The 12,368-nt window shown below is 47.2% G+C and carries 11 protein-coding genes; 9 read left to right on the top strand and 2 right to left on the bottom strand.

All coding sequences use genetic code 11. The features are described from left to right. Position 1: 1 nt before the first annotated feature. Both AAAA73_RS15730 and AAAA73_RS15725 read right to left on the bottom strand, forming a co-directional pair. Positions 2-1,141, bottom strand: a complete 1,140-nt coding sequence (locus AAAA73_RS15730) for a hypothetical protein (protein WP_340599445.1) — start codon at positions 1,139-1,141, stop codon at positions 2-4. Between the two features lie 47 nt (positions 1,142-1,188). Further along, a complete protein-coding gene (locus AAAA73_RS15725) occupies positions 1,189-1,680 on the bottom strand; it encodes a hypothetical protein (RefSeq protein ID WP_340599444.1) in 492 nt (163 codons plus the stop codon). 117 nt (positions 1,681-1,797) lie between these two features. Between AAAA73_RS15725 and queA the strand changes: the two genes are divergently transcribed. The 9 genes from queA to AAAA73_RS15680 all read left to right on the top strand — a co-directional run bounded on the left by queA (position 1,798) and on the right by AAAA73_RS15680 (position 12,359). Then, complete coding sequence (gene queA, locus AAAA73_RS15720) at positions 1,798-2,811, top strand: tRNA preQ1(34) S-adenosylmethionine ribosyltransferase-isomerase QueA (protein WP_340599443.1); 1,014 nt, start codon at positions 1,798-1,800, stop codon at positions 2,809-2,811. A gap of 20 nt (positions 2,812-2,831) precedes the next feature. After that, entirely contained in the window at positions 2,832-3,971 is a 1,140-nt protein-coding gene (gene tgt / locus AAAA73_RS15715) for a tRNA guanosine(34) transglycosylase Tgt (protein ID WP_340599442.1), read from the top strand. A 115-nt stretch (positions 3,972-4,086) separates the two neighbouring features. Continuing rightward, entirely contained in the window at positions 4,087-4,434 is a 348-nt protein-coding gene (gene yajC, locus AAAA73_RS15710; RefSeq protein WP_340599441.1) for a preprotein translocase subunit YajC, read from the top strand. Further along, on the top strand, positions 4,434-6,122 hold the full coding sequence (gene secD / locus AAAA73_RS15705; protein WP_340599440.1) for a protein translocase subunit SecD: 1,689 nt from the start codon (positions 4,434-4,436) through the stop codon (positions 6,120-6,122). Before yajC ends, secD begins: the two co-directional genes overlap by 1 nt. A 13-nt stretch (positions 6,123-6,135) precedes the next feature. Further along, positions 6,136-7,077 (top strand): protein translocase subunit SecF, encoded by a 942-nt coding sequence (secF, locus tag AAAA73_RS15700; RefSeq protein ID WP_340599439.1) that lies wholly within the window; start codon positions 6,136-6,138, stop codon positions 7,075-7,077. Positions 7,078-7,142: 65 nt separating this feature from the next. Continuing rightward, positions 7,143-8,870, top strand: coding sequence for a single-stranded-DNA-specific exonuclease RecJ (recJ, locus tag AAAA73_RS15695; RefSeq protein ID WP_340599438.1), 1,728 nt, complete (start codon positions 7,143-7,145; stop codon positions 8,868-8,870). After that, entirely contained in the window at positions 8,867-9,562 is a 696-nt protein-coding gene (gene queC / locus AAAA73_RS15690) for a 7-cyano-7-deazaguanine synthase QueC (RefSeq protein ID WP_340599437.1), read from the top strand. Before recJ ends, queC begins: the two co-directional genes overlap by 4 nt. A gap of 3 nt (positions 9,563-9,565) precedes the next feature. After that, positions 9,566-10,135, top strand: a complete 570-nt coding sequence (locus tag AAAA73_RS15685; RefSeq protein WP_340599436.1) for a DUF366 family protein — start codon at positions 9,566-9,568, stop codon at positions 10,133-10,135. Positions 10,136-10,202: 67 nt separating this feature from the next. Continuing rightward, entirely contained in the window at positions 10,203-12,359 is a 2,157-nt protein-coding gene (locus tag AAAA73_RS15680; RefSeq protein WP_340599435.1) for a heavy metal translocating P-type ATPase, read from the top strand. The last annotated feature ends 9 nt before the right edge of the window (positions 12,360-12,368 follow it).

The following is a 12,368-nucleotide window of genomic DNA, read 5'->3' as shown; positions in this document are numbered from 1 at the left end:
ACTATTTCCACGCCGCCAACGCATTCCATGCGTGGCGATTTTCAATTTGACTGTAGTCATAAACATCTATGTGAGGAATCTCCTCACTGATGACTTCCAGGCTTTCCTGAAACTCTGCAAGATTCGGAGTGACGCTGCTGTGTTGCCCATGCCATGTGGAGATTTCAATATGAATCACCACTTCGCTGCGATTTGCAACCAGGTCCTTGAATTCCAAAGCTGCCGGCAAGGTCCACGCTGGATTGAAAACGGGATTTCCGAATTCACCGCGCCATTGTTGCCATAAAAGCTCACCAACAACGAAGTCCATTTTCTTGGCACCTTGAAGATTCAGAATACCATTCAGATCAAACCCCACATCATCGCGAATTTGTTCCGGAGTGGAAAGACTACCATCCGCCAATGCCGGCCAGGTTTGCACAACACCAGCTTTGATGCCTTTGGCATGACTGACTTCAGCCATAATTCCCAGTAAATCCGTGACGCCTTCTGCGCGCATTACGAGCCAGTTTTTATCTCCAAGCTGTCCATCAGGGTGGCGGGCAAAGAAGGCCTTGTTGGCTTCGGGATTGAAATCAGCTTCCATGCGCCAAAAGCAATCGACGGTGGGTTCAACAGCTTCGACCGCATAAAGATGTGGAAATTTATCAGTCAAATCCTTTACAAAACCCTGAAGCCATTGGCGATACTCAGGGTGCCAAGCCGACAGAATATAAGTTTGTGACATCGGTTTGTAGTCACCACCATTCGGTGTTTTGGATCGCCACTCTGGACGGGCATCCCAGACGGATTTATTATCGGTGACGTTGATGACGGCCACCACATGAAAATCATGGGCCCGGGCCAAAGTGTAAATTTCATTGAAAATATTCTTCTCACCAAAATGAGTTTCGACGGTGGTTAAAGGATAGTCCGTAGGATAAAAGGCGCCATGGTTTGAAACATAAGCATACAGAAACAAAGTATTCACATGGGCCTGCATCGCTTTATGAACAACCAATTGTGCGATTTCAGGAGCGGTTTTTTCAGGATAAAGTTCATAGAAATAAGAGGGGTCCACGCGGAGTCCGCGCATTTCAGGTTTGGCAAAACCAAGAGCCGGCAAGAAGGGCAGTATCAGTATCAGAATCCATTTCGTCATAGTGTTCTCCTAAGGGACCCTATGTTAACGAGATGGAGTTTATGAATCTACTGGGGAAAATAGGTGTTTTGACAAGCACGACGCAAAAGCTCTGCCTCTTGCCAAGTTTTCAGGTCGCGGAGAGCACCTTTTAGGTACCACATGATCTTAAACTGTTCCCGCATGGTCAGGTTGCAAAAGCCGGTGTCGACGTAACAGCTGACATGGTCGTGCATCGCAGCTTTTTTGATTTTGGAACAAGTCAGTCCTGTAGCCGTTTCCTGCAGGCGAACTTGCAGGCAAAGGCGCACGTCCTGAAGCCAGATCTGGCTGTCTGGGCTGAACTTATGTTCATCTTTGACGAAGACTTCGCAGTAAGGAATGCCGAAGTTTTCCCAGTAGCCATTTTTACCGCAAGGCTGTTGCGCAGCTTTGCAGCGGTAGAATTCACAAGAAGTATTAGATGTGGGGCATTCACCAAACAGGTCGCTGTCCATTGCAAAAAGCACAGGACTTAAGAGGAAAACGGAAGTAAGGATCAAGTTTCTGGTGAATTTCATGAATTGCTGTGTACTTTTGCGCAATTGGCCGGCGGGATCAAGTCGCATTGTAAAAGTCAGGTAAAAGTTACTCTCGCAGCTACTATCTTCAAAGGAGCTATGCTATGAAGGCCTCCTATGAAAATCACTGACCTCATTTTTTCCTATCCCGAAGAGTTGGTAGCAACCGCTCCTCAGCGTCCTTCACGTGTTATGTGGGTTGAAAACAACCAGCCATGTGAAATTTCCATCGAGGATTTGAAAAGCAAAATGAACAATGGGGATGTGTTGGTCGTGAACAACACTCGGGTTCTAAAGCGTCGCGTGTTTTCCGGTGATGTTGAAATTCTGTTCCTAAAGCAAACTTCAGAGTTTGATTGGGAAGTACTGTTTCCCTCAAAGAAATTCAAAATTGGCCAGGCATTGGAGCTGCCTTTGGGCGTCTCCATGACGTTAAAGGAAAAAGGCCGTCCGCAAAAGGTGACCTTGAGTCAGGCTGTCACCGAGGACTACTTTCAAAAAGTGGCCGAACTCCCACTTCCGCCGTATATACAAAAAGCTCGTAACGAGCGCCACACCGTGGATGCGGATGAATCCTGGTACCAAACCGCCTGGGCGAAAACTCCGGGGAGTTTTGCTGCTCCCACCGCAAGTCTGCATTTTTCTCACGCCGATATGGAACAGTTGCGCGCTCAAGGCGTGCAAATCATTGAAGTCACACTTCATGTGGGGTTGGGGACTTTCCTGCCGGTGACGGCGGAGGACCTTAACGATCACGACATGCATGAGGAGTACGTGGAGATTTCCGCAGCCAGCTGGCAGGCGATTCAAAAAGCCCGGGTATCGGGGCACTTGATCTGGTCCTTGGGAACAACCACCACGCGCTCTTTGGAGAGTGCGGCAGGGGGATTGTTGCAAGGTTCGGATTCTGAGGGCTATCGGGGCTTCACCAAGCTGTTGATTCAGCCTGGGTACCAATTCAAAGTGGTGCAAAGACTTCTGACCAACTTCCACCAACCGGAATCCACTTTGCTTGCTTTGGTTTCGGGATTTTCTTCCTTGGAAACAGTTAAAACTTGCTACTTATGGGCGATTGAGAGAAAGTTCCGGCTCTTTTCTTATGGCGACCTGACAGTCTGGATAGGTAAGTAATTATGCTAGATGGTAAAACTATGACGACCAATACAACTGAAACTGAAATGAACCTGGGCCAATTCGTTGTCCATAAAACTGAAGGCAATGCCCGTCGTGCCACGCTGATGACTGCCCACGGACCTGTGCAAACACCGGTCTTTATGGCCGTCGGTACAAAAGCCACTGTTAAGGCCATGACTCCTGAAGAGCTAAAAGAATGCGGAACTCAAGTTGTCTTGGGCAACACCTACCATCTGCATTTGCGCCCTGGTGAAAAGACCATCAAAAAAATGGGTGGCTTGCACAAGTTCATGAACTGGCACGGTCCGATCCTGACCGATTCCGGCGGCTTTCAGGTTTTCTCTTTGTCCAAACTTCGCAATATGAATGAAGAAGGTGTGGAGTTCCGTTCTCACCTGGATGGCGCCAAACATTTTATCTCTCCTGAAAAGAGCATGGAGATCCAAATGGATCTGGGCTCTGATGTCATCATGGCTTTTGATGAATGCTTGCAGTATCCGGCAACAGACGAGCAAATTGAAAGCTCCATGGCTTTGACCTATCGCTGGTTGTTGCGTTCCAAAGCAGCGATGACTCGCAAAGAGAGCTTGTTGTTCGGTATCGTTCAGGGTGGATTAAGTTTGAAGCACCGTTTGAAATCCCTTGAGCAAATCACTTCCGTGGATTTGCCAGGATATGCCCTGGGTGGTTTCTCGGTGGGCGAGCCTATTCACTTGATGCATGAGCTTTTGCCACACGTAGCTCCAAAAATGCCGGCCAATAAGCCGCGTTATTTGATGGGCGTTGGGACGCCAACGGATTTAATTATTGCAATAGATTCGGGCATCGATATGTTCGATTGCGTCATGCCTACTCGAGTGGCACGTAACGGTACGATCTTCACGTGGCAAGGTAAAGTCAGCATCAAGCGCAGTGAATACAAAGAAGACCCATCACCGCTTGATCCAGAGTGTGATTGCTATACGTGCACGAATTATTCGAAGGCTTATTTACGTCACATGTTCTTGAGTGGTGAAATTTTAGGCTCTCGTTTGAACACAATCCACAACATTCATTTCTATATGAAATTGATGGAAAAGGCCCGCGAAGCGATCGCTGAAGGTCGTTGGGCGGCGTTCCGTGACGACTGTCTAACGCGTTTCGTAAAGAAAGGCTAACTGACATAACTATTGATTCTTCCATGGAATAATGCTGAATTTTAGTGCCGGCTTTGCCGGGCAGTGCCGAAACCCCGGTAGGGGTGGAGGCTGAAGCAGCATCATTGGAGGAATCATGTTATTCGAACTTCTTGTTAATACAGCACACGCGCAAACGGCAGCTCCAGCAGCTGGACAACCATCCACTCTTGAGATGTTTGTTCCGTTTATCTTTATCTTCGTTATTTTCTACTTCCTTATTATCCGTCCTCAATCCAAGCGCCAAAAAGACCATCAAAAGTTCTTGAATGAAATCAAACGTGGCGACGAAGTTATCACTTCTTCAGGTATCTTGGGTCGTATCGAGGGCATCACTGACCAATTCGTGACTGTTGAGATCGCGGATGGCGTGAAAGTTAAAATGCTTCGTACTCAAATTGCGACAACTCAGAAAGCAGCAACAGCGACAGAGGAAAAGAAATAATGGACGGACTTCGTTGGAGAACCCTGGCTGCGGCCTTGGGTATCATTTTGGCTCTCGTTTGGTTTATGCCAAACGTAGTGAATTTCGGAAACTCATGGTGGCCATCTAAACAAAAGATGAACTATGGACTTGATATTCAAGGTGGTTTGCACCTTGTTATGGGCGTTGACGTAGACGGCGTGGTGAAAGAGTCCACGACTCGTTTGATCTCCTCCCTTAAAACAGACACTGCCAAAGACGGCATCACTTTGACGGATGTTAAATCCGAGCGCCTTGAGGCGGGTGAAGTGACTTTGTCTTTCGCGGCGGCTGAAAAAGCCAAAGTTGAAAAATACATGTCTGAAAAGCATCCAGCGGACCTTCAAGAAGTGGGTTCCACGGATACAACGGCTACGTACCGTTACTTTGATGCTTATTTGAATGACTACAAAAATCGCGTGATTCAACAGGCGATTGAAACAATCCGTAACCGTATCGATGAGTTTGGTGTGGCTGAGCCTTCCATCTCTCAACAAGGTACAAACCGTATTCTGGTTCAATTGCCAGGTATGGCGGATGCTGAAAAAGCAAAACAGTTGATCAATACAACTGCAAAGCTTGATTTCATGATCGTATCCACTGAGAAAACTCCACAGGAACTTCAAGTGATGATCGCTGACGCTGAAAAAGCGGGCGGTTATAAAATGGATTCCATGAAGTATTCAGACTACGTGACTCGTTTGAATGCGGACCTTAAAGGTAAATTGCCTGCAAAGTCTGTGATCTACTTTGAAAAGTCTGCGAATGCGACTTCAATGGAAACGGGCGCCATTCCGTACCTTCTTAAAGAAGACACGGATCTTGGTGGTTCTGCATTGGATGATGCAAGCGTTGGTTATGACAACTACGGAGCGCCAATGGTTTCTCTTCGTTTCAACTCTGCAGGTGCGACAAAGTTCGCTGACTTGACGGGTTCAAACTCGGGCAGACAAATGGCGATCGTACTTGATAAAATCATCAAATCCGCTCCAAGCATTCGTGAGCGTATTGGTGGCGGTCAGGCGACAATCACTTTGGGTGGTGGCCGTGATCGTAACCAAATGATGGACGAAGCGAAAATGATTTCCACAGCTCTTCGCGCGGGTGCATTGCCTGCTTCTTTGGAGCAATTGGAAGAGCGTCGCGTGGGTCCAACTTTGGGTGCTGACTCTATCGATAAAGCGAAAATGGGTGCTTACATTGGTGCCGCATTGATCTGCTTGTTCATGATTGTTTACTACAAAGGCATGGGTTGCGTGGTGGCAGTGTGCTTGGGACTGAACGTTCTGGGTGTGTTGGCTCTATTGACTTCTTTCGGTGCAACTTTGACGTTGCCTGGTATCGCGGCTATCGCCTTGACGGTGGGTTTCGCGGTCGATGCGAACGTGTTGATTAACGAGCGTATCAAGGAAGAGTTGGCGCAAGGGCACAGTTTGAAAGCCGCAATCAAAGAGGGCTACAACCGTGCGATGTCTGCGATCATCGATTCCAACGTAACTACAGGTGCTACTGCTGTGATCCTATTGTACTTCGGTACAGGTCCGGTGCGTGGTTTCGCGGTGAGCTTGTTGATTGGTATCGTGACAACTATGTTTGCGAACGTGTTCGTATCCAAAGTTATCGTGGATCAGTTGATTTACAAATTTAACGTGAAAAAGTTGTCCATCTAGGATTGGTGCAAAAATGACTAATAATACAAAAACTACGACAACTGAATCTTGGGGCAAAATCGATTTCGTCGGCAAAACAAACCTTTTCACAGGTATTTCCGTTTTGTTGGTTGTGATCTCCCTGGCCTACTTGGCGATCAAGGGTGTTAACTACGGTATCGACTTTAAAGGTGGTACTGAGTTCCAGGTTAAATTTGCTCAAGGCGTGGCGATCGATCAAGTTCGTCAGTCCGTTGACGATTTGAAATTGGGTGATGTCGGTGTTCAAGCTATCGGCGAAAACAACGAATTCATCATTCGCTTCCAAGGACAACAGGGTAAAACTGATAAAGAAACAAATGAAATCCTAAATCAGGATATCGCTAAAATCAGAACTATGATCGAAACAAAGTTTGCTGATCATAGCCCTGATATCCGTCGTGTCGACACCGTGGGACCTCAAGTGGGTGCGGAGTTGAAACGTAACGGATTGCTGGCAGTTTTCTATTGCTTGCTGGTGATCTTGATCTACGTAGGTCTTCGTTTCGATTACAAATACGCTCCGGGCGCAGTATTCTGCTTGTTCCATGATGCGGTAATCACTTTGGCGATCTTTGTAGCAGTTGGTAAGGAAGTGAACGTTCCTATCCTGGCGGCGATTTTGACTTTGATCGGTTACTCACTGAATGACACGATCGTCGTATTCGACCGTATTCGTGAAACTGATAGCTTGTATCATGATAAAGGCTACAAATTTATCATCAATAAAGCGATCAACGATATGCTTCGTCGTACGTTCATGACTTCCGGAACAGTTTTCACTTCAGCTTTGTGCTTGTGGTTGTTCTCGGGTGGTACAGTGGGCGATATCGCCTTCGCGATCTGCGTGGGTATCGCATTCGGTACTTACTCTTCCATTTACGTAGCAGCACCGTTTGTTATGTACATGGATAAATTGGTTAGTAAAAAGGCTTAATAAATCGAAGGCCCCGATAAGGGGCCTTTGTGTTTTAACTGGGGAATTATTCCCGCGGAGTGATAGTGAATCCACTTTGGAAACTTAGAGAAGCAAATGGCGAGGTGGCAACACCCGCAAAGGTCGAGGGGCAATGGCCATCCTTGATCGGCAAGCTTCTTGCGGCCCGTGGATTCACTCAAGCCGGTGATGTTGATAAGCTGTTGTTTCCAAAACTTGGAGATTTGAAAGATCCACTTCTATTGAAGGGGATGTCTCAAGCACTCGAGCGTCTGGGTCAGGCATATATTAATAAAGAAAAGATCTGCATTTATGCAGACTTTGACCTGGATGGAACTTCCGGATTGGCTTTGTTAAAAACCGGGATGCAGGCTTTGGGTTTTACCGAAGTTTTGCACTACCAACCGAAGCGCTTGTCTGAGGGATATGGTTTCCATGCGGCCGCGGTTGAGGAGCTTAAATCTCAAGGTGTTTCCCTGATTATCACGGTTGACGTTGGCATCACTGCGCATGCGGCGATCGATAAGGCCCGCGAGTTGGGTGTTGATGTTATTTTAACAGATCATCACTTACCAGCAGATACGTTGCCATCGGCCTACGTGATTATTAATCCAAACCAAGGAACTTGCGAAAGTGGTTTAGGTTATTTGTGTGGTGCGGGAGTTGCATTCTATCTTCTGCGTGGATTGAAAAGATACTTTCATGATCACGCGCAACTACCTAAAAACAATTGGGATCTTAAAGAGGTGCTGGACTACTTCACGATTGGGACTTTGACCGACATGGTGCCTTTGGTGGACGACAATCGAGTCCTGGTGAAGCACGGCCTGGTGAAGTTGGCAGAGACGAAAAGAGCCGGACTTAGAGCATTACTTGAAGAGTTGGATCTGCAGGATCGCGCACTGACCAGTCAGGATGTGGCAATTCGTTTCGCACCAAAATTGAATGCTCTATCACGTATGGAATCGGGGATTTTGCCAATTGATATCTTCTTGTTGGAAGATCAAGGTAAAGCCCGCGACATGGTTCGCCAGGTGATGAAGAACAATTCCACACGGGTGCAATTGCAAAGTGATGCGGAAGCTGAAGCTCAAGAGTTACTTAAAGACTGGCCTCATAAGGACTTTGTTTTTGTGGCTTCTTCCAGCTTCCACCGTGGGGTGGTTGGACTGATTGCTACAAAGTTGACTCAGGTCTACAACAAACCAGCTTTCGTGGGTTCTGTTGGTGACGATGGGATGATCGTGGGATCTGCGCGTTTGCCTCAGGGACAGGAAGCCTGCTTGGTCGAGGCGATGTCCACGGCAGCGGAACTAATGAGTCGTTTTGGTGGGCATTCTGCGGCTGCAGGTTTTGAGATCGCAGAAGCCAAGGTGTCACAATTTGTGAATCGCCTGGATTCACACTTTTCAGATCTTCGCGAAAAACCAAAGCCATTGGAAATTTTCTACGACGTTCAGGCGAGTTTGCCGGAAGTCAGTACCAATCTAATGAAGTGGTATGATTTTGTCGGTCCGTTTGGTGCCGGTTTCGCGATTCCGCTTATTCATTTTTCCAATATTCAAGTCTTGTCAAAACGGGAACTCAAAGGTGGACATCTGCGTTTGAAGCTATTTGATCCAGACAGCAATGCCACTATGGAAGCTTTGTTATTTACTCCGACTCCTCGTCAGGTGGAAACTTTGCACAATGTGCCGGGTTTTTATGATATTCTGGGGGAGCTGCAGTGGAATTATTTTGCTGGGCAAAAAACCATACAAATCCTGGTTCGTGATCTGAAGGCCATGTCATGAAGAAAAAGAAAAAAGTCGTCGTATTGCTGTCGTCGGGCTTGGACTCGACTGTTAATATTTTTGAAGCCATCAAGCATCACCACGAAGTGGTGCTGGCCCTGACTTTTAATTATGGGCAGAAGGCCGCAAAAAAAGAAATCGAACAATCTGCTAAAATCGCAAAGTTTCTGAATGTGCCCCATAAGGTCCTGGATGTGACGTGGTTTAAGGAGTTCAATAAATCTTCTTTGCTGGTGGAGGATCAAGAAGTTCCCACGGGTAAAGACGTTGAAATTGATAATCTGGAAAAATCCGGCGAAACAGCCAAATCCGTGTGGGTGCCAAATCGCAATGGGATTTTCCTGAATATTGCTGCAGCCTACGCGGAAGCTTTGGGCGCGGACTCTGTCATTCCAGGATTCAATGCTGAAGAAGCAGCGACATTCCCGGATAATTCCGTGGACTTCCTAAAAGCTGCAACTCACGCGCTTTCATATTCGACTTCAAACAAAGTGACCGTGGGTTGTTACACGGCTCATTTGAACAAGCCAGCCATTGTTCTATTGGGACAGGGACTGGATGTTCCTTGGGAGCTGACTTGGCCCTGTTATTTTGCCGGAGAGGAATGGTGTGGGCAGTGTGAATCCTGTCAGCGCGCCAAGCGTGCCTTTGCTTCCGCCAAGGTCGATGTGAAAAGTTTGTTTAAGGGGTAAGTTATGGAAATGCATTTTATCGAAAAGAAATTCGCCTACGATGGCAGTCAGCTTCATTCGCTATTTGCATATCTGGATCACGGGAAACTGGGACCTTCCATTATTTCCTGGGTTGGCAAATGTGATATCCCGGCGGCACACATGGTGGATGGCGAGGATTTGCTGGCTAATGCTGTGATCGCAGGCGACGAGATGCTTCACTTTATCATTGAAGTATTTGATCGTGATCTATTTAGCGGTGTGGCTTTGCAAAGATTGTTTGCTGCCATCGCACGTGACTATATCCAGGCTCATGCCGGCACTCATCTTAAGTCCGATACCTTGATTCGCGATGGGGATGATATTTACTGGGGGGATCGCAAGCTTTCCATCAGTATCGCCACGAAATCACCGGTTTCAACAATGGTTCACTTTGCAATGAATGTGACGAACGAAGGCACCCCGGTGAAAACGGCGTGTCTGGGGGATTTTAAGCTGGATCCTCGAGAGACAGCTCATCATTTGATGTCATTATTCACAAAAGAGTTCCAGTCCATTACAATAGCCACTCAAAAAGTCCGACCAGTTCCCTAAATCTTTGTCACAAAATGGCTCCCCATGTCCTAATAGTGGGTAAGGGCCAAAGGTGCCAGGGTGAATTATGGAATTGCAGCTCATAGGCATGTCCTGTGTGAATTGTGCCGGCAAAATTGAAAAAGCACTTAATGAACTTCCTGAAGTTCAGGCCACCGTTAACTTCGCAACGGAAAAAGCACATGTTGAATTTGATCCAAGTTCAATCACTCCTGAGACTCTGATAAAAGCCATTCAAAACCTGGGTTACCAGGCTTTTGAGATTAATTCTGATATTGATGTTCAAAATGTAAAAGAAATTGCCGCGGCCGAATACCGTCGGGATCTACGGCATTTTGTTATTTCGGCAATACTAACGGCGCCATTTATCGTGGAAATGATAGTGATGTTTGTTCGTCACGATCACGAGTTGATCCCCCGTTGGCTGCAGCTACTGCTGGCAACGCCAGTGCAGTTTTGGATTGGTTGGAGATTTTATGTGGGATCATACCACGCACTAAAAGCTAAAAGTGCCAATATGGATGTTCTGATCGCACTGGGAACTACCATGGCTTATGTATTGAGTGCCGTCGTGACACTTAAGAATTGGCATGATCAGCACGTTTACTTTGAAGCCAGTACCGCGGTGATTACATTGATCCTGTTAGGTAAGCTGATGGAATCCAGAGCCAAAGGCAAAACCTCTGAAGCTGTGGAGAGTCTGATTCGACTGCAACCCAAGATGGCCTTGGTAGAGCGGGACGGCACTTGGGTTTCTATTTCCATCTCTGAGGTGAATACGGGTGACAAGGTCCTGGTAAAAAATGGTGAAGCCATTCCAGTTGATGGAATTGTAGTAGCGGGAAATTCATCGGTGGATGAGTCCATGTTGACCGGCGAGAGTTTGCCAGTGGAAAAAAATCCAGACAGTCATGTCTATGCAGCCACTTTGAATCAACAAGGCTCCTTGCAAGTTAAAGCAACCAGTGTGGGTTCTAAAACTCAACTGGCACAAATCATCAAGATAGTCACGGCAGCTCAGGGCTCCAAGGCACCCATTCAGCGTTTGGCGGACCGTATTTCCCGCATCTTCGTACCTGTCGTGGTTGTGATCAGCATTTTAACTTTTTTTGGAACATGGCTGTTTGTGCAGGATATGCAGGCGGCCTTTGTTGCTTCAGTTTCAGTGCTGGTTATTGCCTGTCCTTGTGCTTTGGGACTTGCGACGCCGACCGCAGTGGTTGTGGGGATAGGTCGAGCGGCACGTCTGGGGATTTTGTTTAAAGATGCCCGTGCGCTGGAGCAGGCTGAAAAGATCAGCGTCGTGGTGCTTGATAAAACCGGCACCATAACTGAGGGGAAACCCGTTGTCACCGAGGTGCATGGAGTTTCATCGTTCAATCAAGATCAAGTTCTGACCCTTGCAGCAAGTCTGGAAAATGGCTCTTCTCATCCTTTGGCACACGCTCTGACTCAAGGGGCCTTGGATCGGGGGATTGAATTAAAATCGGTGCAGGATTTTGCAGTTGTTAGCGGTCATGGTGTTACAGGAACTATAGAGGGAATTTGCTACAAACTTGGACGACCGGATTGGGTTTCTAGCGGCGGATTTCTGCAGCTGGATTTGCTGCAAAAGCTGGAATCGCAAGGTCAAACTGTGATGGTGCTTGGAGCAGAAGAGCGCATTTTGGGTTATGTCGCAGTGGCCGATCGAATTCGCGAGAGTTCAAAACAAGCGGTCGCGGAATTGCAGGCCTTGGGTGTACAGGTCATGATGTTAACGGGTGATAACCAAGGGACTGCCAAGGAGATCGCTCGCCAGTCGGGGATTCTTGAATTCAAAGCCGGAGTTAAACCTTCGGATAAAGCCAATGTCATTGTGACCTTAAAAAGACAAAAGAAAACAGTGGCCATGGTGGGGGACGGTATCAACGATGCGCCGGCCCTTGCGATGGCGGATGTGAGTTTTTCAATGTCGTCGGGGACTGATATTGCCATCGAGACTGCGGATGTGACGTTGATGCATAATGATTTGCAAGGTGTCGCTCAGGCTATACAGCTCTCCAGAGTGACACTTAAGAAAATTCGTCAGAACCTTTTCTTTGCGTTCTTCTATAACACTCTGGGAATTCCGCTTGCGGCATTGGGTTTGCTAAATCCGGTGATCGCCGGTGCTGCGATGGCCATGAGCTCTGTTTCCGTCGTTAGTAACTCCCTGCTCTTAAAGAGCAAGAAGTTAGACTGATTTGTTTGT

The organism is Bdellovibrio sp. GT3 (assembly GCF_037996765.1).
Classification (GTDB): Bacteria; Bdellovibrionota; Bdellovibrionia; order Bdellovibrionales; family Bdellovibrionaceae; genus Bdellovibrio.
Note: the sequence above shows the minus strand (reverse complement) of the source record. Positions and strands in the feature narration are given on the sequence as shown.